Annotated in this window: 26 protein-coding genes; 21 read left to right on the top strand and 5 right to left on the bottom strand. The window is 52.0% G+C overall.

Annotated elements, in window-relative coordinates; all coding sequences use genetic code 11:
* Positions 1-78: 78 nt before the first annotated feature.
* The 20 genes from HF984_RS11875 to HF984_RS08840 all read left to right on the top strand — a co-directional run bounded on the left by HF984_RS11875 (position 79) and on the right by HF984_RS08840 (position 17,287).
* Positions 79-447 (top strand): GNAT family N-acetyltransferase, encoded by a 369-nt coding sequence (locus HF984_RS11875; RefSeq protein ID WP_168615326.1) that lies wholly within the window; start codon positions 79-81, stop codon positions 445-447.
* 30 nt (positions 448-477) lie between these two features.
* Positions 478-1,065 carry a GNAT family N-acetyltransferase gene (locus HF984_RS08930; protein ID WP_168615325.1) on the top strand — a complete coding sequence of 196 codons (588 nt, stop codon included), beginning with the start codon at positions 478-480 and terminating at the stop codon, positions 1,063-1,065.
* Between the two features lie 127 nt (positions 1,066-1,192).
* The gene (locus HF984_RS08925; RefSeq protein ID WP_168615324.1) at positions 1,193-2,020 is read left to right on the top strand and encodes an exodeoxyribonuclease III; all 828 of its coding nucleotides are present in this window, start codon (positions 1,193-1,195) and stop codon (positions 2,018-2,020) included.
* A 189-nt stretch (positions 2,021-2,209) separates the two neighbouring features.
* Positions 2,210-3,784, top strand: coding sequence for a signal recognition particle protein (gene ffh / locus HF984_RS08920; RefSeq protein WP_168615323.1), 1,575 nt, complete (start codon positions 2,210-2,212; stop codon positions 3,782-3,784).
* Between the two features lie 235 nt (positions 3,785-4,019).
* The gene (locus HF984_RS08915; protein WP_168615322.1) at positions 4,020-4,508 is read left to right on the top strand and encodes an NUDIX domain-containing protein; all 489 of its coding nucleotides are present in this window, start codon (positions 4,020-4,022) and stop codon (positions 4,506-4,508) included.
* A gap of 39 nt (positions 4,509-4,547) precedes the next feature.
* The gene (locus HF984_RS08910) at positions 4,548-6,470 is read left to right on the top strand and encodes a hypothetical protein (RefSeq protein WP_168615321.1); all 1,923 of its coding nucleotides are present in this window, start codon (positions 4,548-4,550) and stop codon (positions 6,468-6,470) included.
* Positions 6,471-6,767: 297 nt separating this feature from the next.
* Positions 6,768-7,196, top strand: a complete 429-nt coding sequence (rpsP, locus tag HF984_RS08905; RefSeq protein WP_168615320.1) for a 30S ribosomal protein S16 — start codon at positions 6,768-6,770, stop codon at positions 7,194-7,196.
* A gap of 1 nt (position 7,197) precedes the next feature.
* A complete protein-coding gene (locus tag HF984_RS08900) occupies positions 7,198-7,440 on the top strand; it encodes an RNA-binding protein (RefSeq protein WP_168615319.1) in 243 nt (80 codons plus the stop codon).
* A gap of 131 nt (positions 7,441-7,571) precedes the next feature.
* Complete coding sequence (rimM, locus tag HF984_RS08895; protein WP_168615318.1) at positions 7,572-8,159, top strand: ribosome maturation factor RimM; 588 nt, start codon at positions 7,572-7,574, stop codon at positions 8,157-8,159.
* Positions 8,160-9,056, top strand: a complete 897-nt coding sequence (gene trmD / locus HF984_RS08890; RefSeq protein ID WP_168615317.1) for a tRNA (guanosine(37)-N1)-methyltransferase TrmD — start codon at positions 8,160-8,162, stop codon at positions 9,054-9,056.
* A gap of 312 nt (positions 9,057-9,368) precedes the next feature.
* Positions 9,369-9,716 carry a 50S ribosomal protein L19 gene (rplS, locus tag HF984_RS08885; protein ID WP_168615316.1) on the top strand — a complete coding sequence of 116 codons (348 nt, stop codon included), beginning with the start codon at positions 9,369-9,371 and terminating at the stop codon, positions 9,714-9,716.
* A gap of 13 nt (positions 9,717-9,729) precedes the next feature.
* Positions 9,730-10,410: a signal peptidase I gene (gene lepB, locus HF984_RS08880; protein WP_168615315.1), complete on the top strand. Its 681-nt coding sequence runs from the start codon at positions 9,730-9,732 to the stop codon at positions 10,408-10,410.
* A 66-nt stretch (positions 10,411-10,476) separates the two neighbouring features.
* On the top strand, positions 10,477-11,226 hold the full coding sequence (lepB, locus tag HF984_RS08875; protein WP_168615314.1) for a signal peptidase I: 750 nt from the start codon (positions 10,477-10,479) through the stop codon (positions 11,224-11,226).
* Positions 11,226-11,993 carry a ribonuclease HII gene (locus HF984_RS08870; protein ID WP_168615313.1) on the top strand — a complete coding sequence of 256 codons (768 nt, stop codon included), beginning with the start codon at positions 11,226-11,228 and terminating at the stop codon, positions 11,991-11,993. Before lepB (HF984_RS08875) ends, HF984_RS08870 begins: the two co-directional genes overlap by 1 nt.
* A complete protein-coding gene (locus HF984_RS08865) occupies positions 11,990-12,322 on the top strand; it encodes a DUF2469 family protein (RefSeq protein WP_168615312.1) in 333 nt (110 codons plus the stop codon). The genes HF984_RS08870 and HF984_RS08865 overlap by 4 nt, the downstream gene beginning before the upstream one ends.
* 218 nt (positions 12,323-12,540) lie before the next feature.
* Entirely contained in the window at positions 12,541-12,924 is a 384-nt protein-coding gene (locus HF984_RS08860) for a YraN family protein (RefSeq protein ID WP_168615330.1), read from the top strand.
* Positions 12,925-12,927: 3 nt separating this feature from the next.
* Positions 12,928-14,466, top strand: a complete 1,539-nt coding sequence (locus HF984_RS08855; protein ID WP_168615311.1) for a YifB family Mg chelatase-like AAA ATPase — start codon at positions 12,928-12,930, stop codon at positions 14,464-14,466.
* A 42-nt stretch (positions 14,467-14,508) separates the two neighbouring features.
* Positions 14,509-15,765, top strand: coding sequence for a DNA-processing protein DprA (dprA, locus tag HF984_RS08850; protein ID WP_168615310.1), 1,257 nt, complete (start codon positions 14,509-14,511; stop codon positions 15,763-15,765).
* 13 nt (positions 15,766-15,778) lie between these two features.
* Positions 15,779-16,765, top strand: a complete 987-nt coding sequence (locus tag HF984_RS08845) for a tyrosine recombinase XerC (RefSeq protein ID WP_168615309.1) — start codon at positions 15,779-15,781, stop codon at positions 16,763-16,765.
* A 24-nt stretch (positions 16,766-16,789) separates the two neighbouring features.
* Positions 16,790-17,287, top strand: coding sequence for a DUF3145 family protein (locus tag HF984_RS08840; protein ID WP_168615308.1), 498 nt, complete (start codon positions 16,790-16,792; stop codon positions 17,285-17,287).
* A 55-nt stretch (positions 17,288-17,342) separates the two neighbouring features.
* Here HF984_RS08840 and fabF read toward each other — a convergent pair whose 3' ends face one another.
* From fabF to aceE, 5 genes are all read right to left on the bottom strand, one after another.
* Positions 17,343-18,608: a beta-ketoacyl-ACP synthase II gene (fabF, locus tag HF984_RS08835; protein ID WP_168615307.1), complete on the bottom strand. Its 1,266-nt coding sequence runs from the start codon at positions 18,606-18,608 to the stop codon at positions 17,343-17,345.
* Between the two features lie 109 nt (positions 18,609-18,717).
* Positions 18,718-18,963, bottom strand: a complete 246-nt coding sequence (locus HF984_RS08830; protein WP_168615306.1) for an acyl carrier protein — start codon at positions 18,961-18,963, stop codon at positions 18,718-18,720.
* Between the two features lie 201 nt (positions 18,964-19,164).
* The gene (locus HF984_RS08825) at positions 19,165-20,190 is read right to left on the bottom strand and encodes a beta-ketoacyl-ACP synthase III (RefSeq protein WP_168615305.1); all 1,026 of its coding nucleotides are present in this window, start codon (positions 20,188-20,190) and stop codon (positions 19,165-19,167) included.
* A gap of 14 nt (positions 20,191-20,204) precedes the next feature.
* Positions 20,205-21,122 carry an ACP S-malonyltransferase gene (locus tag HF984_RS08820; protein WP_168615304.1) on the bottom strand — a complete coding sequence of 306 codons (918 nt, stop codon included), beginning with the start codon at positions 21,120-21,122 and terminating at the stop codon, positions 20,205-20,207.
* Positions 21,123-21,357: 235 nt separating this feature from the next.
* Positions 21,358-24,102: a pyruvate dehydrogenase (acetyl-transferring), homodimeric type gene (aceE, locus tag HF984_RS08815; protein ID WP_343947408.1), complete on the bottom strand. Its 2,745-nt coding sequence runs from the start codon at positions 24,100-24,102 to the stop codon at positions 21,358-21,360.
* Positions 24,103-24,496: 394 nt separating this feature from the next.
* Here aceE and HF984_RS08810 point away from each other — a divergent pair, with 394 nt between their 5' ends.
* Positions 24,497-24,907: a DUF3052 domain-containing protein gene (locus HF984_RS08810; protein WP_228008202.1), complete on the top strand. Its 411-nt coding sequence runs from the start codon at positions 24,497-24,499 to the stop codon at positions 24,905-24,907.
* Positions 24,908-24,914 lie beyond the last annotated feature (7 nt).

Here is a 24,914-nt window from a genome sequence, read left to right as displayed (position 1 = left end):
CCCCCCCCCCCCCCCCCCCCCCCCCCCCCCCCCAGCGCGCTCATTGCCGTCGATGACTCAACCGGAGAAATCGTCGGAGTGAATTTTTACTCCGATGCCCCTTCGGATACCCAGGTTAAGCATCCGCTGGCCGGGGTAGCGTCCAGTCTTCAAGGATTTCAAGAAGACGGCAGAATCGATGAAGCCGGATACCCCATTAGATTCGATAACAGCATGATGTACGGGCCGATGGCAGTTGCAGATCACGCGTCCGGGAAAGATCTGGCCCGCAAACTTCTCGAGGGGATGGTGCCCATTGCTCAGCAACGAGCGGACGCGCGTATTATCTCGTGTGTGGACAACGCTAACTCAGCGTCCATTGCAGTGCACCGCAGGGTTGGCCTCTCCAGCCTCACAGAATTTGAGTTCGAGGGACGTCCCTACACTTTGTTCTCTCGCAACGTTTAGGCACAAACAATATGGAGAAAGAAGACCCCCATGTTTTCACTTACCGAACTAGAAGACTTTGATTTCCGTATCGCAGAAGAAAAAGACGTCAATCATATCGTTGATATTCTGCACGCAGCGGCTCGCGTGGATGCCAGCCAAGAAGAGCGCTCCTCCCAAGGCTTCGTGCAGGGACGCATGGGTAAAGAAGGTATTGAGCAGTGGATTCTCGCTGATTCGCCGGTGCGCGGAGCGGTGGTTGCTCATAACAAGATGGATGATTCCATCATTGGTGTTTGCTTCTTCTCGCCGGTTCCCACCGAGATTGCAGACCCTCCCGTGGTTCAGGGCATTGCTCAGGCGGTTGCTGATAGTGCAGATATTGACGCTGTCAAGGCGCTTGCATACGGTCCTTTGGCGGTTCGCGACGTATTTAGCGGACGCGGCCTAGCAAAGCACATGATTGCGTTTATTGCAGGTGTAGCTCGCGACCACGAAAAGACTCACATCGTTGCCTCCGTGGAGGACGCTAACCAGAAGTCACTTGGCATGCACGAGCATCTTGGTGCTGAGCGTATTGGCAGCTTTGAACGAGAAGGACGCCCCTATTCTGTAGTGGCATTCGAAACCGTGGCATAGGAACCTGCGTGGCCCATTGGGTCGCTAAACCTCACTCAGGGGTGCATGAAAATCTCATGAGCCCCTTGAGTATGGGGTTACTAACAGCACCAACCTGCTGTACTAACCACCCCGTACAATGGTTCACATGAAACTCATTTCTTGGAATATTGACTCATTAAACGCCGCTCTCACCAGCGACTCCGCGCGAGCACTGCTTTCGCGTGAGGTGCTCGAAACAATCGCGTCCTACAACCCCGATGTCATCGCACTCCAAGAAACCAAACTTTCCATCAAAGGCCCCACCGCTAAGCATCTTGAGGTTCTCGAGCATTACTTTCCACAGTACCAAATCGCATGGGTATCCTCTGATGAGCCTGCGCGCAAAGGCTACGCCGGCACGATGTTCCTCTACAAGCCAGAGTTACAACCTGAGGTAACCTACCCCAAAATTGAAAGCCCGACCACCATGGACTCTGAGGGGCGAATGATCACCCTCGAATTTGATGATTTCTATGTCACTCAGGTTTACACACCCAACGCATCGGACGGGTTAAAGCGCCTAGCTGATCGCCAGCTGTGGGATCGCCAATACGCGGCTTACCTCTCCAGTCTCGATCAGAATAAGCCGGTGCTCGCTACCGGCGACTTCAATGTGGCGCACACCGAAATTGATCTCGCAAACCCTAAATCAAATGTGCGTTCACCAGGCTTCACTCTTGAAGAACGCGACGGGTTTACCTACCTACTAGAGCAGGGATTCACCGATACCTTCCGACACCTTCACGGAGATGTCACCGGCGCCTACACATGGTGGGCACAGCGCTCGCGTACCTCAAAGATTAATAACACTGGTTGGCGCATCGACTATTGGTTAGTCTCACACCGTGTGGCAGATAAAGTACTCAAATCTGAAATGATTGATTCGGGTACCCGCCAGGATCACACCCCGATTCTGCTCGAGATTGAACTGTAAACTCAGTTTCTGCTGAGCTCAACACTCAATACTCAGCCAAAGCCTTACAAACTCTTGCGTGCACTTGAGTGTACCCCCAACGTTTTGCCCTTCTCGCATGCTGCAAGCTCATGCGATATTGTTAGAAGTTGACTTATGTACAAGCGGGCGTAGACCCCACTATCCATCGATGAAAGTAGATCACGACTCGTGTTCAATTCACTCTCAGACCGGTTATCCGCAACTTTCCAGAACCTTCGAGGCAAGGGCCGCCTGTCAGAAGCGGATATCGACGCTACCGTACGCGAAATTCGCCGTGCCCTGCTCGATGCTGACGTTGCAGTGCCGGTTGTTCGCGAGTTCACTGCTCACGTCAAGGAGCGCGCGCTCGGTGCCGAGGTTTCAGAAGCACTGAACCCTTCACAGCAAATCGTCAAGATTGTTAATGAGGAACTTCAAAGCATCCTCGGTGGTCAGACCCGCCGCATCAACATGGCGAAGACCGGTCCGACTATTATCATGCTGGCTGGTTTGCAGGGTGCCGGTAAGACCACCTTGGCTGGAAAGCTTTCGCACTGGCTGAAGAAGCAGGGACACACCCCCATGCTGGTGGCGTCCGACCTTCAGCGTCCTAACGCTGTGAATCAGTTGCAGGTAGTGGGTTCGCGGGCAGGCGTCCCGGTTTTCGCTCCTCACCCCGGTGTTAACAGCGAATTTGAAGAAGTGACCGGCGATCCTATACAGGTAGCTCGCGATGGCGTTGCTGAAGCTCGCGCTAAACTGCACGATGTCGTGATTGTTGATACCGCGGGCCGTTTGGGTGTTGATGCTGAACTCATGCAGCAGGCACGCGACATCCGCGATGCTATCAACCCTCACGAGGTTCTCTTCGTCATCGATGCGATGATTGGTCAGGACGCGGTGAACACCGCTAACGCCTTCAACGAGGGCGTCGACTTCACCGGTGTTGTCCTCTCAAAGCTCGATGGTGATGCTCGCGGCGGTGCTGCGCTGTCTGTCGCGTCGGTGACCGGCAAGCCCATCATGTTCGCCTCAACCGGTGAGAACGTTACTGACTTTGAGCAGTTCCACCCTGACCGTATGGCATCACGCATCCTTGATATGGGCGACGTTCTGTCGCTTATTGAGCAGGCTGAGCAGACCTGGGATAAGGCTGAAGCCGACCGCATGGCGCAGAAGTTTGCTGATCGTGAAGATTTCACGTTCGAAGACTTCTTGGCTCAGATGCAGCAGATCCGCAAGATGGGCTCCATGAAAAAGCTGCTCATGATGATGCCCGGCGCAGCTCAGATGCGTCAGCAGCTTGAACAGTTTGACGAGAAAGAAATTGATCGCGTCGAAGCAATTGTTCGTTCGATGACCCCTCACGAGCGCGTTGCGCCCAAGATTATTAACGGCTCTCGTCGTGCTCGTATTGCACGCGGTTCGGGCGTGACCGTTTCTGAGGTAAACCAGCTGATGGAGCGTTTTGCGCAGGCTCAGAAGATGATGAAGAAACTTGCTAACGGCCAGATGCCCGGTATGCCCGGTGGCATGCAGATGCCCGGTATGGCTGCAGCCGGTGGTTCTAAGAAGAAGAATTCTAAGAACAACAAAAAGAAGAAGGGCTCAGGTAACCCTGCAAAGCGTGCTCAGCAGGAGCAGGCTGCACAGCAGAAGGCTCAGGCCGCTCGCGGTGCTTCCTTTGGCCAGCAGCAGAACCAGGACTTCGATATGAGCGATATGAACCTGCCTAAGGGCTTTGAGAAGTTCTTGGGCAACTAGTTCCTGGCTAACGCATTGCCTAGTCTCTGTGGCGGTAACTGACAACAGTTACCGCCACTGTTGCACTGTGGTGCAAGAGCTGATGCCCGGCATGGATTGCGCTCTCAGAAAGCTTAGAGTGTCTTAACTAGTGTCTCAGAGCCTGTATGGGTACATTGGGTAGGTAGTGTTTTATCGGGGAGCGCAGAAGCTCGAAAGGCCGGTAAATACCCCTATTTTGAGGCAAGGAGTGGTTATGAGTTCGTATCTATCCCACGAGGAACTCGTGAAGTTCATTGCAACGTTGCCCACGCGCAGACTTGCCGCTGCCGCTCTCATCAGAGATGAGCACAACAGGATGCTTGCGGTGAAGCCCAATTATAAAGACGGTTGGACTCTTCCCGGCGGCACAGTTGAAGAAGGCGAATCCCCGAAAACTGGCTGCTTCAGAGAAGTCGAAGAAGAAGTGGGGCTTACCCTACCAGAAGGACGCGTGCTCCTGATTTTCCACGGCTTGCAGATGGGTATCTGGGGTGACTCCACCTATTACATCTATGACGGTGGCGTCATCGGCTCACACGCAACCATCACTTTGCAAGAAGAAGAACTCACCGAATACCGGTGGGTAGCAGAATCAGAATTAGAATCTTATTTTGGTCGGGAGTTCGCAAACCGTCTCAGTGCTTGCTACCGGGCTTTAGAAACCGGCGAAGTAGTAGAGGTCGCGTCCGACCAGGTTGACTAACAACCGCTGATGCTTTTGAAAAGGAATTGAACACACAACATGTCTGATCGTAACTTTGACCCCAATTTCCCCCAGGGGCAGTTCGAGACTTCATGGGCGCGTATTAGTTTGGACTTTGGTCCGCTGGGCTATGAATTAGTTGAAGAAGTTGTAGAAGATACGCAAAATCCAGCTGATGTCATCCGTCAGGAGATTCAGCAGATGATTAGCGCGCTGAAAAGTGTGCAGGGACTTCCGAGCGAGTCTGATATTCAAAAGCTTGATCATGTTGATCTGACTGCTGAACTTTTTGAAAAGCTGTGTGAAACAAAGAACGTAGATGAGCTTGCGGCTTTGTTGGATGACGACAGCGAAGAAGTTCAGACTGCTCAAGATGTTGCAGAAGCGCACGATCAGTCTGAGCAGATGTCTGAACCTCCTACAGTGGCGTCAGCTGATGATTCTGAGACGGAACTTTCCGAAGAAGAACGCATTGACCAGGAATTAGAGCGCCGTATTACTGAGGCGACCAGTGATGATGTAGTGAAAGAACTCTTACTGGCAAGCGTCGATATGCCGCAGCTAATGGTTTATGAGGCAGATGAGAACCATGTTGAGGTCTACGTTCTGTGCACCGAAGCTGATGAGGAGCTTTTGACTGTCGAAGTTAACGAGAAAGGCGAGCTTTCTCAGGGGGCACCTTTCGAGCTCTTCGCTGCTGAACTGATAGAGAAGCTTTCCACGCGCGGGGGCATCTGTGCTGACCAGCAGTCATACACGGTATCTGCACCCGTCACTGAAATCGGGGAAGAAATGACCCTAAATGCAGATGCCAAAGTTTCGGCACTTATTGAAATTGAGATGGGCGAGCTTGCTTTGCATATCGCCCAGGTTGCGTTGCTCAACCCCATTGACGCGGCACCTACAGATCACGGGTGGACGCTGGTCACCAGCGATGCGGTTTCTGTCTTGTCCTTGGTGTCATACCTGCAGCGTCCTTGCGTCGTTGCCGCCGTCACTGAAAATTCGCATCACCTGTCATTTATTTTCCCCGGTAGTTCATCACCTGTAGCTGCTCCTGAATATGATGAAGGCACATGGGGTGATTGGATGCAGAAGGTCGTTGGTGTACCAGGTGACGACACTGAGAGCGGCGTAGTGATTGACCTTGTATGGGGTGTTCCCAAAGTACTGACCCGCCACGTCCCGCAACGTTCGGTTGCGCTGGATACTTTGTGGTTGCTTCCAGGTATGCTGCCGGAGCCCTTGAACTTTGTGCGTATGAACGATGAGATTGACAACTTGACATGGGTGTACGGACTCGATGACCCCACCTCCAAGCGACTTCGCAACTACGTGGAGAACTATGAGTCAGACCTGGGCATGGAATCAGTGTTGCAACTTTTAGGTCATACCGATGATCTCGCGAAAGTGGCAGAGGGTAGGGCTGATATTTCAACGTTTACAGGTTTTAAGAGTTTCGCGCCTGATATGTCGACCATGAAAGCTATCGCCGAGTCTGTGACCTCCTACCCGAGTGGAGATTCTGCGTTGGCAACAGCGCAACGTGCTGCCATGGATCGTCCTTGGATTCTTACTGTTGACGGAGCGGCACAATTAGGTGCCTCTGGCGTCCTTGCCTTTATTGCGGCTCGCCGTAGGGCGCAGGGCAATCCAGCACGAGGTACTTCATTTGCCTCTGCCGCCTTGGCAAGTTCTGGACTAACCGAGCTGATTGTGGCGCGTACTTTCAACCGTTTGCAGAAGCTGAGGGCTGAGCAGGATGCGGCTGACGACCGGGCGAATGACAAGATGCTCACTAAATATCTCGGTGAAGTCACGGGAGAAACCCCCACTGACTCTATTAGAAAAGCATTAGATTCCACTGCCTGGGGAGCGAAAGCGCACCGTAAAGCAAGCCAAGCAAAGGGCAAAGCAAAAGACGGCGCGAAAAAGTACTTGCGTAAGTTCTTCGGCCAGTAAACCTGAGATTAAAGCGCGGAGAGTCACTGATGATTCAAAACCCATGAATTTTTTAAACGATCAGTGGCTCTCCTCATCTGGGCAGATAATCAAAAAATCGCCTATTTCACACGGGTGTTTTTCGCGCCCACCTAGATTAAGGCCTTTATCTCTGGCATACTACTATGCGTACCCAGTGCGCTCGGCCCCTCTCACCGGGCGTTCATTGTGTCCACAGAGTTTTTGTTAAACGGCCCGCCCCACGGGAGCGTAAGGCAAAAATTCGACCATTAATATGAAACAGGAGAGTCCACTACAGTGGCTGTTAAAATTCGTCTGAAGCGTTTTGGTAAAATCCGCGATCCTCGCTACCGCGTAGTTGTAGCTGACTCACGCACCAAGCGTGATGGCAAGGCTATCGAAGAAATCGGTCTGTACCACCCGACCGAGAACCCTTCACGCATCGAGATCAACTCAGAACGCGCACAGTACTGGCTCAGCGTTGGCGCTCAGCCCACCGAGCAGGTTGCAGCATTGCTCAAGCTGACCGGTGATCTGCAGGCAGCTAAGGGTGAAAAGGCAGAAAACACTGTTAAGCCCGTTGAAGCTAAGCCCGAATTTGTTGTTCCCGAAAAGGGTTCAGTAATCCTCCCCGAAGCTATCACTCCTAAGGAAGAAGCTAAGGCTGAGGAAGCTCCCGCAGAAGAGGCTGCTGAAGAAGTAGCTTCAGAGGAAGCAGCTGAATAAGATGTTGGCAGATGCTCTCGAACACTTGGTTCGGGGAATCGTTGACAAACCGGATGACGTAGAGGTTCGCGCCCGTAGCACTCGCCGCGGTGAAACCCTTGAGGTTCGCGTCAACCCCGAAGACCTCGGTCGCGTTATCGGGCGTCAGGGACGTACCGCTAATAGCGTACGCACCGTTATCAACGCCATCTCCGGCGGTGATCACGTACGCGTGGATGTCATAGACACAGACCGCCGACGCTAACAAGATTAGCTTTATAAAGGGTGGGTTTCGGTATTGCACCGAAACCCACCCTTTCTTTATCCGTTTTTCGTGAAAATGTTCGAACGCTACAATGATGAAAGTAGATAGCGCGAATTTAAAGGAGATTTTCCGTGCACGTTTTGGTTGCTCGTATTGGCAAGCCCCACGGTATCCGTGGTGAGGTGACGGTCCAGCTGTTCACCGATAACCCCGAGGCTCGTTTTGCGGCCGGCGAGGTATTGAGCATCCAAGATTTTGATGCGAGCTCGGCCGTAGGAAAGCTGGTGCCTAGCGGTGAGCTGACTGTTGCGTCCTCCCGCTGGAACAAGAAAATCCTGGTGGTGAAGTTCGACGAGGTGAAGAGTCGAAATGACGCTGAGGTTCTGCGTAATTCACACCTTGAGTTTGACTCCAGCCTTGATGAAGATGACACCAGCTTTTACGAACACGATGTGGTGGACCTGCCCGTTTACCTCATCTCTGAGGTTCCTGAAGGCGAGCTACCCAGTGGAGAGGCCCTAGGCAAGGTCACTGGATTACAGACGATGCCTACTCAAGACCTTCTTTTAGTCGAGCTAGCACCTAATGGCGAGGAAGTCATGATTCCTATGGTAGAAGAACTCGTACCCGAAATTGATCTCGATGAAGGTTTCGTGTTGATTGACCCGCCGGCAGGCTTGCTTGAACTGGCTGAGCATTCAGAGGGCGAGGACGCCTAAGTGCGCTACGATGTCGTCACTATCTTTCCGGAGTATCTAGAGCCATTGCGTCTGTCCTTGCTAGGCAAGGCGCAGGAATCTGGGTTGGTGCAGTTGAACTTGCACAATCTACGAGATTTTGCGTTCGACCGTCACAAGACTGTGGATGATACCCCTTACGGAGGGGGAGCGGGCATGGTCATGAAAGCAGAACCATGGGGGCTGGCATTAGACTCCATTTTGAATTCTGCGCTCTCCAACCAACCCGCTGTTACTGCGGATGCAGAACCTCATGACGCACGCCCTTTGCTAATTGTTCCTTCACCCGCTGGCAAGGTCTTTAACCAAGCAAAGGCCTATGAACTAGCAGAGCAAGAACATCATATTGTTTTTGCTCCCGCTCGTTATGAGGGTATCGATGAACGCGTGCTGAATTGGGCAGAAGATCATTTTCGTGTGATGCCCGTGTCTTTGGGCGACTATGTGCTTTACGGGGGAGAGGTTGCCGTCATGGCAATGATTGAAGCCGTAACCCGTTTGATTCCCGGGGCGATGGGCAACCCTGAATCCTTAGACGAAGAATCTCATACCGGTGGGTTACTCGAGTACCCGGTGTACACCAAGCCCTCGGTGTGGAGAGAGCGGGAAGTACCTGCCGTCCTGCTCTCGGGAAATCACGCTGCTATTGCTCGCTGGCGTCGCGACCAACAAATTGAGCGTACCTTTGCGCGGCGTTTTGACATGATCGAAACCTACCCTGAAGACGGGTGGGACAAAAAAGATCGAAAGCTTCTCAACGAGCTGAGGGCACAGCGCAACAGGGTAGAAAAAGAGGCCCGACGCATCGCCCATGAACGCCGAGTAGCTGAGGATGCGGCTCGTAAGGCTCAGGTGCAGCCTGCTGAGACCAAGCAATAAGGCTCACACCTAACCGGCGCGTGATGAACGCATCATTCAAGACCGGGTGTTTCAAAGCAGTAAAGTTCTGGCTAAAGCTCCACAGCTGTGCCATAATTTTAGATTGTGTTCTTGTGTGGGTACGCCCCTGCCGTAGGGGGAAGAGCGGCCACAACACGCAAGAGCCTTACCTCACTGTCAAATACAGGGGGTAAGTAGAAAACCTCTTCGGTGCAACATCAGTCTTCAAAACCTAGCGTTTTGACTCAGACATTGTGCCGTCGCATGTATGGGCTATTTGACCTGCGGCAGATAACCCATGGAGATAACTCAATGCAGACTCTTGACTTCATTGACAACAAGTCACTTCGCAACGACGTTCCTGACTTCGCACCCGGCGACACCCTCAACGTTCACGTAAACATCGTTGAAGGTAACCGCTCACGTGTTCAGGTCTTCAAGGGCTACGTTGTAGGTCGTCAGGGCGCAGGTGTTCGCGAAACCTTCACCATCCGCAAGGTTTCATTCGGCGTTGGCGTAGAGCGTACCTTCCCGGTTCACTCACCCGTTATCGAAAAGATCGAACTGTTGACCCGCGGTGACGTACGCCGTGCGAAGCTGTACTACATGCGTGATCGCCACGGTAAGGCAGCTCGCATCCGCGAAAAGCGCGAAAGCTAAATTTTTCGTTTCTATGAGCGATGCTTTTGATCAAGCAAAGCCCGTAGAAGGCAGGCGTCAGCCCTTTGTTAGGGGTTGGCGCCTGCTTGCTATTGCGGCACTTTTAGCATTTGTAGCTCTGGTCGTTATCAGAACTTTCATCGTAGATCTCTATTACATTCCATCGGATTCAATGCAGCCGGCGCTCGAGCCGGGTGACCGCATCCTGGTGAACCCTACCGGACACACGAGCGATATTGAGCGCGGCGATATCGTAGTTTTTGATGGCACCGGCTCTTTTAATAAATATGTTCCGGGTAACGCCTTTTTGCGCAACCCTCTCAAAGAGGCAGGGCAGTGGGCTGGTCTAGCTGGATCAGACACTGTATATGTCAAGCGCGTTATCGGTGTTGCTGGAGATACGGTTGCCTGTTGCGATGCGAACGGCAAGCTCATAGTTAATGGTGTACCCCAAGATGAACCGTATATCTTTGGCACTGATGTCGCATCGACTGATCGTTTTACTGTTACTGTGCCAGAGGGACGCATCTGGGTGATGGGCGACCACCGTAGTGTTTCAATTGATTCTAGAGCACTCATCGGTGCCCCCGGCGGAGGATTTATTAAAACCGAAAAGATTATCGGCGAACCCACCCGCATTATTTGGCCACTTAATCGTGCTGGACGCATTGAATCACAAGCCAATACTCAGTAAATTTCACACCTTGCCCGGTTACAATGGACGCGTTACCCGCTTCCCAACAGAAAGCACTCATAGATTATGGCCTCTACAGCACACAACCCGCTGAACGAACCTGCACCCGCAAGTGGCGTAACTCCTGAAGAGGCAAGCGGCTCTAAGAAGCAGAAAAAGCCCCAAACTTTTGGTGAGCAAGTCAAAGAGTTTCTGCTCATTATTTTTTATGCGTTGCTGATTGCGTTTGTTTTAAAATCTTTCATCATTCGCGGATTCTTCATTCCGTCGGGGTCTATGCTCAATACCCTTGAGATTAACGACCGCGTATTTGTGAATGTTGCTGGTTCTATGTTTGGCGAAGCTGAACGCGGTGACATTATTGTTTTTGAAGATACCCAGAACTGGATGCCTGAATCTGAAACTTCGCAGAATCCTGTGCGAAACGCACTGTCTTTCATTGGTGTGTTGCCTGATTCTTCGCAGAATTATTTGGTCAAGCGAGTCATTGGTGTGGGCGGTGACCGCGTGGTATGTTGCAACGCCGATGGCAAGGTGACCGTCAATGGTCAGGCTATTGATGAACCTTATCTTCGCGAAGGCGTAGCACCTTCAGAGATTCCTTTCGATGTGATCGTTCCTGAAAATTCATACTTTGTGATGGGTGATAACCGAAGCAATTCAGCTGACTCTCGCTACCACATTGAACAGAACACCGCTTTTGTGAACGACAGCGATGTTGTGGGTGAAGTTTTTGTGGTGGCGTGGCCTCTTGATCATTTCAAGTTTGTGCACGGTGCATCCGACGTATTTGCTAACGTACCTGCGGGCCAGTAATGCCAAAACAAGTTTCGGGTGCGACGCTAGAGACTGAGAAGTCGATCTTTGCACGCGGATTTACCCAGATTGCCGGTATTGATGAAGTAGGACGCGGTTCGCTCGCCGGACCGGTTAGCGTCGGGGTTGCCGTGGTTTCTGCTGAGCATTCTTTGGTTATTGAAGGACTTATTGATTCCAAAGCTTTATCAGCTAAGGTTCGTCAAGACATGGCACCGCAGATTCGCGAGTGGGCGAAAACCGCAGTTGGGCACACTCAGCCCGGTGAAATTGATGTATTAGGAATGACATTAGCCCTGCGTCTGGCAGCTCAGCGTGCAATGGCTCAGGTAGTTGCTGCCGGGGCGCGTCCTGACTTTGTTTTGCTGGATGGCAAACACGATTGGCTGACATCACCTGAACCTGATTTGCTGGGGGCATTGGACGACAAAGAACAGCTTTATCAGCAATTATTGGCAGATGCTTGGAAAGGCCGTTCGCCCTACGATTTACCTGTTCAGACCGTCATCAAAGGCGACTTTATCTGCGCATCTATTGCCGCGGCGTCTGTGGTGGCAAAGGTTGAACGCGATACTCTCATGGATCAGCTTCACCCCCAATATCCTCAGTACGAGTGGAACAAGAATAAAGGGTACGGTAGCTCAGTCCACCGAGCTTCTTTAGATGAATCAGGTCCGACGGTACTTCACCGTCTGTCATGGAATTTAGGTGTTACCCCTGAACAATTACACACCGCACATATTAACCGAGCGAAACTAGGGTTATGAGTAACGAGGAACTTGAAAACTACGAGACAGAGTCGCAGATGGCTTTGTACAACGAGTACAAAGAAGTCTCAGATCTCTTCTCTTATATCGTTGAAACAGACCGCCGATTTTACCTGGCTAACAAGGTAGAGGTTACTCCCAAAACTGCGGGGGACTCCCTGTACTTTGATGTAACCATGAACGATGTGTGGGTATGGGATATTTTCCGCAAATCTCGTTTTGTCAAAAGCGTCCACGTGTATTCTCTGAACGATGTCAATGTCGAGGAAAAAAGTGAGCGAGAAGATCTCACTATTCCAGATATGCCAGATTTTCCACCGCCCTCATAAGTTTTAAAAGCTCCTGTCTCATCACCGACAGGGGCTTTTTGTTTCTTCTGGCTGATTGATCAAGATTGTGGACACACGCCAACTGTGGACACCGTCTTATAGGGATAACTCATTTAAAGCGGTGTTTTATCCACAGATTTACAAAAAGTGAGTTGAGCTGAGATTCTTTGCGATAAAACTTGGGTGAGAGAACAAGTAAAAGTAAAGGAACCACTGTGATGCGAACTCACACCCATGTAGGACGCTGGGGCGAAGACTTAGCTGCCGTCGTTTTGCAACAGCACGGTTTTAGTATCATCCAGCGCAACTGGCGGCCGGAGCCTGTCGAGGGCATGGAAACCTTCAAAGGCGAGATTGATATCGTCGCCTTAGATGCTGAGATGAATCTGGTGTTCGTCGAAGTCAAGACCAGAACAACCGATAGCTTCGGTCACCCTTTCGAAGCTATCACAGCAGATAAAGCTAAGCGCCTGAAATTTCTGGCATATTCGTGGTGTACTCATAAAGAAACAACCGACTTTTTGAGTATGAGAATTGATGCTGTAGCAATTACGGGAACACCTGAGAATTTCACGTTTGAACATTTGCAGGCGGTGGCGTAAACCATGAGTTTTGCCCGTACATACTCCGTTGCGCTGGTTGGGATTACCGGTCACATGGTTGAAGTAGAAGCCGATATTTCAAATGCGTTGCCCGGCTTCGTTCTTTTGGGATTACCGGATGCTGCCTTGAACGAATCAAAAGACCGCGTCCGCTCAGCGACCAAAAACTCTGGGATTCCGTTGCCGCAGCATAAAGTTACCGTCAACCTGACACCGGCAACACTGCCCAAAAAGGGATCAGCTTTTGATCTTGCTATGGTGGTCGCTGCGCTCCAGGCAGCGGGGGAGATCAAACACAGTGGAAAGACCGTATACCTGGGTGAGCTAGGGTTAGATGGGTCTATCCGATCGGTTCCTGGAATCCTGCCCGCTGTAAAAGCTGCCGTTGATGCTGGTTTTGAGTCGGTGGTCGTACCTGCAGAAAACGTTGAAGAAGCTCAATTGGTCAGCGGCGCATCCATCAGCGGATTTAGCTGTTTAGCTGAAGTTTTTGTTGCCCTCGGTGCAGATGCCCATACAGTGAAATATCCCAAGACAGTAGAAAAAGCTAAACCCCATTCCGCCCCCAATCTGCAACTAGCCCCCGATATGGCAGACGTTGCTGGCCAAAGCGAAGGACGCCTCGCTCTAGAAATCGCTGCGGCTGGTGGTCACCATCTGCTGCTCAACGGTCCTCCCGGCTCAGGTAAAACGATGCTGGCCGAACGGCTAACCGGAATTCTGCCGGAACTCGATGACCACAGCGCGATGGAAGTAACAGCTATTCATTCCCTCTCCTCCGGCGGAGGACAGTACAAAGAACTGATTCGCATACCTCCTTTTGAGGCTCCTCACCACAGTGCTTCGGCCCCCGCTATTTTGGGCGGAGGCACCGGCATCCCACGCCCGGGAAGTGTCTCAAAAGCTCACCGCGGCGTTCTCTTTTTAGATGAAGCCCCGGAGTTCAAAAGAACGGTGTTAGATGCACTGCGTCAGCCTCTAGAAAGCGGAGAAATCGTCCTGGACAGAGCAGCCGCACAAGCCAAGTATCCGGCGCGCTTTCAGCTGGTGCTCGCCTGCAACCCTTGCCCCTGCGGTCTGAACACCGGACGCGGGTTGCACTGTACTTGTTCATCAAGAGAACGACGTGCTTATTTCGGCAAGCTTTCAGGCCCACTTCTTGATCGCATCGATTTGCAAATTACAGTCCCTAAGGTTTCATCCGTAGAGCTTGCAACTTCTAATAACAACGAACCAAGTAGATCTATCAAAGAGAGAGTAAAGCAAGCCCGAGCTGCGCAACAAGAACGATTGAAACCATTTGGATTACTGACAAATGCTGATACCAACGGGAAAGTTCTCAGAGGCCCACTCAAACTAGATTCTAAGCTCACCCGGGAGCTTTCTGCCTCGATGGATCAAGGAAAACTAACAGCCCGAGGCTACGACCGCGTACTGCGAACAGCATGGACGATCGCTGATTTAGAAGGTGCTACCTCGCCTACGAGTGATCACCTTGACTTAGCACTGTACTTCAGGCACATGGCGACAAGCGCCCAGTAAACAGCTGGGAAGCTGGTGAAACCAAAAGACGAAAGAACCACTATGAGCAATCCTTCATTCTTACTCACATCAGAGCACCAATCGTTTGATGACAAACGACTAGCGCGAATAACGCTGATGCGCTGCGCAGACCCAGAGGACCCAACTATTCAGCATCTGACTGAGAATTTTGGCCCGTGCTTACCTGCTGCGCTACTTCGTGGATCAGCTACCTTAAACGATAAACACCTCAAAGAGGCGATTGCTGAGAGCATCACATCAGACAAAGATGCTTTCCTAGAATCACTGCAACAAAAAATCTCACGATGGGGTAAACGCGCCGCTGTTGCTACCCCAGAATATGAAATGGATTTCGCGTCAAAAATCGGTGCATGGGTGTGCATCCCCGAAGATCCCGATTGGCCAGCTGGCGTAAACGACTTTGGCTACAGTGCTCCCTATGCACTGTGGGGCAGGGGCGAGAGAGAACGACTGAAAAGCTACAAAGAATCCCGTTCTGTAGCCGTGGTGGGGTCGCGCGACATCAGTGCCTACGGAACAACGGCAACACAGCATATAGCCGGGGACCTAGCAACCCAAGGGCTGACAGTCATATCCGGTGGCGCATTCGGTATCGACGCTGCGGCACACCAGTCTGCGCTGGCAAATGGAACATCAGAGCTGCCCACCATCGCCCTCATGGCAGGAGGAATAGATACTCTCTACCCTAAACACAACGAAATCCTGCTGAAGCGGGTCATCGACAACGGGTTGATTTTCTCTGAAGTATCGCTTGGACAAAATCCCACCCGGTGGCGGTTTTTGCAACGTAACCGGCTCATCGCAGGTCTCGCCCGAGCTACTGTCATTGTCGAAGCCAGATGGCGCTCCGGTGCGCTCAACACCGCCCATCACGCGATGGAAATTGGTCGAGATGTCTATGCTGTTCCCGGCTCAATTTTTAGCCCCAATTCAGAAGGTTGCCACCGGTTGCTCAGCGATAATCTGGCTACTGTACTAACCAACGCAGATCAGCTGGTTCAAAATTTTGTGGGCACAGATACTGCTCTTCAGCAAACTACTGCTTTTGAACTAGAAAATCAGGGACACATTACAGACACGCTGAGCGAAGGTGAAAAAATCATTTGGGACGCACTGCCAGTACGTCGCACCATGACCATTGAAGAGCTTTGTTCAGTGACGGGCCACTCAGCCCGAGAAGTCATGAAAATACTGGGGAAGCTCAGACACCAAGAACTCGCTGTGCAAGATACTGACAACTTACAATGGAAAAAGAATAATAAGCGTACTCAACGGTGAAAGTCGGTGACCCATGCCTGAGCAACCACAATTGCCAGATACTCTTGTGCTGACCGAGCCCGCTGAAGATGCCTACCACAGAGCCTACGTTCAAGCAGTTAGAGCCTTCGAGAGGTTTCTGACCTACGAAAAACACCGTTCACCACAAACCATCCGCGCCTATGTTTCAGACATCACCAGCCTCTTGGGCTACGCCAAACGCCACGGCGTGATGGAGCTTGAAGAAATCACCATTGAACATATGCGCGGATGGTTGGGAACCCATTACGCAGGGAACTCTGCCCGAAGCTCTATGGCGCGACGTGCGTCCTCGCTCAGAACGTTCTTTAGCTGGGCAGAAGAAGAACAGCTCATCACCCAAAACCCTTCATTAGCGCTCGTAACAGCTGCAAAAAACAAGTATCTTCCCGAGGTTTTGAGTAAACAACACATGGAAACTTTGCTCACATCTTTGCAAGAGCAACTGCAACTGGCTCCTCGCGATGCAAAGTTGTTGCGTCTCATTGCTGTGGTTGAGCTACTCTATGCCACGGGAATGCGCATCTCCGAGCTCACCGGTCTAAACCTTTCAAGTATCGACCGCGAAAATCTTACGATGCGCGTCATCGGCAAAGGCAATAAAGAACGCGTCGTACCCTTTGGCAAACCGGCGATGGATGCGCTGAACCAGTGGGTGATGAGAGGACGTCCGCAGTGGTTTCCTCACGAAACTTCTGCAACTATAGAGGCACTTTTTATCGGGCCTCAGGGCAAGCGAGCTAACCCTCGACAGATACGTGAGGATCTCACTCGTTTACTGCGACAGCTAGACAACACCAATGCCAGTGGAGCGCACGTCTTCCGTCACACAGCGGCTACTCACCTCGTGGAAGGTGGCGCGGACATCAGAAGCATCCAGGAGCTACTAGGTCACTCATCCTTAGCAACAACCCAAATCTACACCCATGTTTCTATTGATAGACTGGCTGGAACATACGCAGGGGCACACCCGCGTGCCTAGTCATTACCAACCAAAGCTGGATTCGTGAACACAACCTCAGGCATCATCTTCGTTCACTGTGTGAGCGCTGCACTTAAACCGCATGTGCAGTGGACATGCGAATCAGCATTAGAAGAAAAGCTGAACATACGATGGAAACCTCAACCAACACGCGAGGGAACCTGGTGCGCTAACATCCCGTGGAAAGGCCCTGCAGGTACATCAACCAAGGTGTCGTCAGCGCTGTATAAGTTGCAGAACCTTTGGTTTGAAGTCACCGAACACGGTACTGCCTCCACAGACTCTTCTCGGCTGATGCACACACCCTCTCTGGGACTTTTTCATATTCATACAGATCGTGCCGGTAATTTTGTTCTGACGGAGGAACATATCAAGCGCGCGTATGAAGTGGCAGGAAACAACCCCGAAAGGCTTTACCAGCAATTCTCGCTGGCTTTAGGTGAGGCGTGGGACGCCGAACTGGAACCGTTACGCGCAGCACACGATCTGTCCTCTGTAACGGTCATACCGCACTTTCGCTAGCTAAAAAGGGAGTAGGAAAAATTTTTCCTACTCCCTTTTTATAGTCTGCTAAACGCTAGACACTTCGTACAGCAATCACAGCATTGTGACCGCCAAAACCGAATGAGTTTGATACAGCGACAATTTCGCCATCGGGCAAGTCACGCGCTTCGGTTACAACATTGAGCTCAATCTGAGGATCCTGTTCATTCAGGTTGATGGTGCAAGGAGCTTTTCGATGGTGCACAGCCAGAACGGTGAACACAGCTTCAATAGCGCCAGCGCCGCCGAGTAGGTGACCCGTCATAGACTTGGTCGCAGAAACAGCAACATCCTTGGTGTGCTCACCAAACACCTCGCGAAGCGCCAAGGACTCGGGGATATCTCCCACGGGGGTTGACGTTGCGTGCGCATTGACGTGAACAACCTGCTCCGGATCAATGTTGCCATCTTCCAGAGCTTCGCGCAGAGCGCGGGTAGCGCCCAGGGCGCTAGGCTCGGGGGCGGTGATATGGTAGGCATCAGCTGAAACACCGGTGCCAGCGATTTCAGCATAAATACTTGCATTGCGAGCTTTTGCGTGTTCCTCTGATTCGATAATCAAAGCCGCTGCGCCTTCGCCCATGACAAAGCCATCACGCTCGGTGTCGTAAGGACGCGACGCTGCCGCGGGATCGTCATTACGAGTGGACAGCGCCTGCATCTTAGCAAAAGCTGCGATAGTCATCGGGTGAATAGCTGCTTCAGAGCCACCGACAACTACAACATCGGCCTTGCCCGAACGAATAAGCTCAACACCGATTTCCATGGCTTCGGTCGAAGAAGCGCACGCAGAGACCACAGTCTGAGCAGCCGCACGTGCCTTCAAGTTCATTGAAATTGCTGCAGCTGAACTATTGGGCATCAGCATCGGAACAGTCATCGGAAGCATCCGGCGCGGGCCCTTTTCGCGCAGGGTGTCCCACGCATCCAGAAGTGTCCACACACCGCCCATACCGGTGCCAAAAGCTACCGCCGTGCGCTCGGAGTCGACTTCCTCAGCTGAATCGGCGTCTTCACCAGAAAAACCAGCATCGGCCCACGCCTCGCGCGCTGCGATTAAGGCGAACTGGCCTGAAGGATCAAGACGCTTAGCTTCTACCTTGCTCAAACGCTCAGACTCAGTGGGGTCGATAGCGACCTGTGCCGCGAAGCTTACGGGAATGCCGTACTCTTCAACCCACGGTTCTTCAATAGTCTTTACGCCTGATACGCCTTCGAGGGCGTTCTTCCAGGTAGTAGGTACATCTTCGCCGAGGGGGCTAAACGCACCGAGGCCGGTTACCACAACTTTATGGGTCATAGCTACGCTTTCTGGTTGTGCTGAGGTTGTCATCTAAAGCGAAATTATATGAAAAACGTGGACGCGAGAATTATAGTGAAACCTCGCGCCCACGATAAAAACGGCTGAATTACTTACCAGCGTTTTCGATGAAATCTACTGCATCGCCAACAGTCTTGAGGTTCTTAACTTCTTCGTCGGGGATGGTGACGTCGAACTTCTCTTCTGCGTTTACAACGATGGTCATCATTGAGATTGAATCGATGTCCAGATCTTCGGTGAATGACTTGTCGAGCTGTACGTCTGACTGCTCAACACCGGTTTCTTCGTTGACGATTTCTGCCAGACCTGCGAGAATCTCTTCTTTGCTAGCCATTGAAGGCTCCTTCTGTTGTTTGTGGCCGGCTTTTTATAACCGGCTCTCATCTTTTCGTCTAATACGAAAGCGACTTTTTACGCGGTAGGTTGCCGGTAAAAAGACTTCCTCATGAGTTTATCCCGTGAGCTTCTTTAAATACGGTACATACGCTACGGGGCTTTTGAAAATTATAGTGATAATTTTCAAAAATCTCTTGAGTTAGGGGAGTACTACAACCTGCGCTGCAAACGCTAGACCGGCACCAAAGCCAATCTGCAGAGCGAATTTTCCAGAAAGTTCTGGGTTCTCCTGCAAGAGACGATGGGCAGCCAGAGGCACCGATGCGGCTGAGGTGTTACCAGCATCTACAATATCGCGGGCTACAGCCACGGTTTCAGGAAGCTTGAGCGTCTTGACCATCTGGTCGATGATACGTTCGTTGGCTTGATGGGTAATCAGTGCGCCGAGGTCGTCAGCGGTGATTCCTGCGGTTTCCAGGGCCTGCTTTGCAACCTTTGCCATTTCCCATACTGCCCAGCGGAAGACGGAAGGGCCGTCCTGGCGCAAAGTCGGCCAAATCTTCTCACCTTCCTGAACGGGATGAGCCACAAAATCGCGGTTGCGAATCTCGAGCATTGAGTGTGTCATACCTACGGTGTCGAATCGGCTACCGTCTGAACCCCACACTGTTGGTGAGATGCCGGGAGAGTCTGAGGTAGAAACAACTGCTGCACCCGCGCCATCGCCCAGGAGGAATGAAATGGTGCGTTCGGTGTCATCAATAAAATCAGAGAGTTTTTCGACACCGATTACCAGCGCATTTCGTGCGGTTCCAGCTTTAACCAATGCATCGGCCTGAGCTATTCCGTAGCAGAAACCAGCGCATGCGGCAGAAATGTCGTAGGCAGGGCATCGCGAATCGATAGCGTCAGCTACCAGTACAGCCAATGACGGAGTGGCGAAAGGATGCGTGATTGTTGAGCAGATAACTGCATCAATATCAGCACCGGTCAGGGATGCGTTGTGCAGTGCATCTTTAGCTGCTTCTACAGCCAAATCAGTGACTGACTGATTCTCATCTGCGCGGTGGCGGGTTGCGATACCGGTGCGCTGGCGGATCCACTCATCTGAAGAATCAATTTTTTCAACCAGGTCATCATTGGGAACGATGGTGTTTCCACGGGATGCGCCATAGCTGAGGATACGTGAGTACTGGTTAATGGGGTTTTGAGCAAGTGTTGTCATTTAAAAAGGTATTCCTACGCGTTGAGGGACTGAGCAGCTGTGGTGATGTCGCTGGGTGAGTTGATGGCGGATGCGGGAACGCCCTTCATGCCTCGCTTAGCAAGGCCAACGAGAGTGCCGGCGGGGGAGAGCTCAACGATTGCTGAGACCTCATGCTCCAACAAGGTTTCCATGCACAGATCCCAGCGTACGGGGCGCGTCACCTGGGCGACCAAGGATTCTAGCGCTGAGGAACCTGATTCAACTGCTTTACCGTCAAAGTTTGAAATCAGGATGCCTTTGGGGTCTGATGCCGTGAGAGAGCCTGCAATATCACGCAAGGGGGCTACAGCGTCCTGCATGAAATCGGTGTGGAAAGCACCGGCGACCTTCAGCGGAATGACGCGAGCACGTGCAGGAGGATTTTCTGAAAGTTTAGCTAGGTTTTCCATGCTACCGGCAGCGACAATCTGTGAGGCACCGTTGATATTCGCAGGAGTCAGACCGGCAGCTGCAATTGCTTCGCGAACTTCGTCTTCTTTACCGCCCACAACGGCAGTCATGCCGCTGTCATATTTACCGGCTGCCTGTGCCATGCCCTGAGCGCGTACCTTAATGAACTTCATGGCGTCTTCTTCAGACAACACACCGGCAAGGGCGGCAGCGGTAATTTCACCAACTGAATGCCCAGCATAAATAATTTCTGATTCATCAAGATTCGCCTGCTTTTTGAAGAGCTGACCGGTGACGATACCAGCAGCAACAATCAGTGGCTGAGCGATCGCGGTATCGCGAATGGTTTCTTCATCGGCTTCAGTACCGTAATGAATCAGATCAATATCCACAGCTTTTGAGAGCTGCTCGAAATGCTCGCGAACACCCTCTACATCAAGCCATTCCTTCAGAAAGCCCGGTTTCTGAGATCCCTGACCTGGGCTAACAAGCGCAATCATAGTGTCACTTTCTGTGCAATAGTGTTGGTTCTAACCTATAACCTACTCTAGTCAATCTGCTGTTGATAAGTGCAAACTAGTCAGTCTTTAGAGCGAAATATCATCAGATTTACAGGTAATCACCCGGGATATTCTCGCTTATTCGTATTGGGCTTATAGACAGTGATACACATAAAGCGATGGCTCCCACACTGTGTGGGAGCCATCGCTTTTTATAGCAGACTAAAAGTTAGCCTTACGCGTCGCCGCCAGCGTTACCTGAAGAACCTGCCTGGATGTTATCAAGCTGGTACTTTTCGTAAGCCTTAGCGGGGATGTCTGCAGAGATCTCGCCGCGCTTAGCCAGCATCTGGAGTGCACGTACCGCGATGGAGTGTGCATCGATGTGGAAGAAGCGACGTGCGCCTGCACGAGTATCTGAGAAGCCCCAGCCATCTGCACCGAGAGTTGCGAACTCGTTCGGTACGTACTGGCGGATGGGATCCATCAAATCTGATGCGAAGTCTGAGACTGCTACAACGGGGCCGGTTGCGCCTTCGAGCTGCTTGGTGACGAACGGTACCGGGTTTTCCTTACCTGAGGTGCGGAATGAGGTACGCTCTGCTTCCATGCCGTCGCGGCGTAGCTTGGTCCATGAAGTAACGGACCAAACGTCTGCTGAAACGCCCCAGTCCTTTGCGAGCAGTTCCTGTGCTTTAAGTGCCCAGGGCACTGCCACACCGGATGCGAGAAGCTGGGTGCGAGGACCGTCGTTCTCTGCTTCCTTCAGGCGGTAGATACCACCGATAACACCGTCAACGTCGAGGTTCTCGGGCTCGGCCGGATGAACGATCGGCTCGTTGTACACGGTGAGGTAGTACATGACGTTGTGGTCTTCATCCTTGGTGCCGTACATCTGCTCGAGACCGCGCTCAACAATGTAAGCAATCTCGTAACCGTATGCGGGGTCGTAGTGGATGACTGAGGGGTTGGTCGAAGCCAGAATCGGTGAGTGACCGTCCATGTGCTGCAGACCTTCACCGGTCAAGGTAGTACGACCTGCGGTACCGCCGATAATGAAGCCGCGGGTCAACTGGTCGCCAGCTGCCCAGAAAGCGTCACCGGTGCGCTGGAAGCCAAACATCGAGTAGAAGATGTAAACGGGAACCATGGGCACACCGTGGGTGTCATAGGATGAACCCACTGCAGTCATAGCTGCAGTACCGCCAGCTTCGTTAATACCAACGTGCAGAATCTTACCCTTAGGTGATTCCTTGTATGCCAGCATCAGCTCGCGGTCAACCGCGGTGTAGTTCTGACCGTTGGGGTTGTAAATCTTAGCGGTGGGGAAGTAGGAGTCCATACCGAAGGTACGAGCCTCATCGGGAATAATCGGGACGATGCGGTCGCCGAAGTCCTTCTCACGCATGAGGTCCTTGAGCAAACGAACGAATGCCATGGTGGTAGCGGCCATCTGCTTGCCGGTACCCTTCTTAGCACCCTTGTATGCCTTCTCGCCAGGCAGAGTGATTTCTTTCTGCTCGTTGAGGCGACTGGGAACGAAACCACCGAGTTCCTCACGGCGAGCCATGAGGTACTTCATCTCTTCAGAGTCCTCAGCCGGGCGGTAGTACGGCGGGTTGTAGAGATCCTTCTCCAACTCTTCGTCAGAAATAGGAATACGCAAGTGATCGCGGAATGCCTTGAGATCATCCATGGTCAGCTTCTTCATCTGGTGGGTTGCGTTACGGCCCTCGAAGCTGGGACCAAGACCGTAGCCCTTAACGGTCTGAGCCAAGATAACGGTGGGCTTACCCTTGGTTTCCATAGCGCGCTTGTATGCTGCGTAAACCTTGTGGTAATCGTGGCCGCCGCGCTTCATTGCCCAAATCTCGTCGTCAGTCATATCTGCAACGAGTTCCTTGGTCTCGGGTGAGCGACCGAAGAAGTGCTCGCGAATGAATCCACCGGACTCTGCCTTGTAAGTCTGGTAGTCACCGTCGAGAGCTTCGTTCATGATGCGTACGAGTTCGCCGCTCTTATCCTTCTGGAGTAGAGTGTCCCACTCGCGTCCCCACAGAACCTTGATAACGTTCCAGCCGGCACCGCGGAAGAATGCTTCGAGTTCCTGGATGATTTTGCCGTTCCCGCGAACGGGACCGTCAAGGCGCTGTAGGTTGCAGTTGACAACGAAGGTCAGGTTATCGAGCTTGTCGTTAGCTGCAAGCTGGAGTGCGCCGCGTGACTCGGGCTCGTCCATTTCGCCGTCGCCAAGGAAAGCCCAAACGTGCTGTTCTGAGGTGTCCTTGATGCCACGGTTGTGCAGGTACTTGTTGAACTGTGCCTGGTGAATTGCGTTGAGCGGACCAATACCCATTGACACGGTCGGGAACTGCCAGAATTCAGGCATGTTACGGGGGTGCGGGTATGAAGGAAGCGCGTGACCTTCTTTGGTCTTTTCCTGACGGAAACCGTCGAGGTCTTCTTCGGTCAGGCGGCCTTCAAGGAAGGCGCGTGCGTAGTTACCGGGTGATGAGTGACCCTGGAAGAAAATCTGGTCGCCGCCACCGGGGTGGTTGCGTCCGCGGAAGAAGTGGTTGTAACCGATTTCGTACATAGTGGACTGGCCAGCGTATGAAGAAATGTGGCCACCCACGCCGATGGTTGCTTTCTGTGCGCGCTGAACCATGATTGCTGCGTTCCAGCGCATGTATGCACGGTAGCGGCGTTCAATCTGCTCGTCACCGGGGTATTCGGGTTCCTGGTCAACAGGAATGGTGTTCACGTAGTCGGTGGTGGTGACCATGGGAACCTGGATGCTCTGGTCGCCTGCACGCTGCAGAAGTGAACGGACGATGAACTGTGCACGCTCAGTGCCGTGCTTTTCTACCAGTTCGTCAAAAGATTCAATCCACTCACCGGTCTCTTCGGGATCGATATCTTTCAATCCGTTGGTGAGTGCGCTGAGGACGTGGTGGTCATTTGCTGATGAGGGAGCCACTATCCAACCTCTCTTGTTCTTGTCGTTGTGCTAAAACTACTCAGGCTTATGATGCCGAGAGCTTTGTGTAGCACCTGTTCGCACTGTGTGCGATATAAAGGTCATTCGCACTCTGTGCTTTCTCTTTATATGTTGTCACACTCAAGCAAATTTATCTGCCAGAAGTTGCCGGTAGAAGTGAGGTTTTGGCTGTAATATCCCCCTCATTTTTTGTGGGGTTTTGAGAAAAAACACCGGCTTTTCGCCGTGTTTAGTTGCTTATGGTGTGGCACCTGTGTTCTCTTGGTAGCTGAGAGTGAATTCTGTGATTCACGCACAGCTGATGAAAGGCTGTGAAACCTATAGTGAGGGCAGCATTACGGTTGTTCTTCATCCAACTCTTGGGAGGCTATCAGTGAGCGAGACCAAGACCACCGCACAGGAAGCGGTTGTCCAACTTGGTTTCAAGGACGGGGATCTCGTCCAGGAATTCGGTTACGACGAAGATGTTGACTTCGAAGTTCGTGACGCATTAGAGGATCTCATTAATTCAGATCTTCTAGATGAGGATGAACATGAGGTGGTTGACGGAATTCTTTTGTGGTGGCGCGAAGAAGACGGTGACCTTGTCGATGGACTCATGGATGTTTTGTCTGATCTTGATGATGAGGGTGTTGTCTGGCTGCTGACTCCTAAGTCAGGACGTGAGGGATATGTATCTCCTGCGGATATCCAGGAAGCCGCTCCTGTGGCGGGCCTGCATGTGACAAAGCCGGCGGCTGTATCTGAGGATTGGGCAGCTACCCGTTTGATGATGAAAAAATAGTGAAAGC

The sequence above is a fragment of the Rothia terrae genome, from assembly GCF_012396615.1.
Classification (GTDB): Bacteria; Actinomycetota; Actinomycetes; order Actinomycetales; family Micrococcaceae; genus Rothia; species Rothia terrae.
This window is presented reverse-complemented; position numbering and strand designations above follow the sequence as displayed.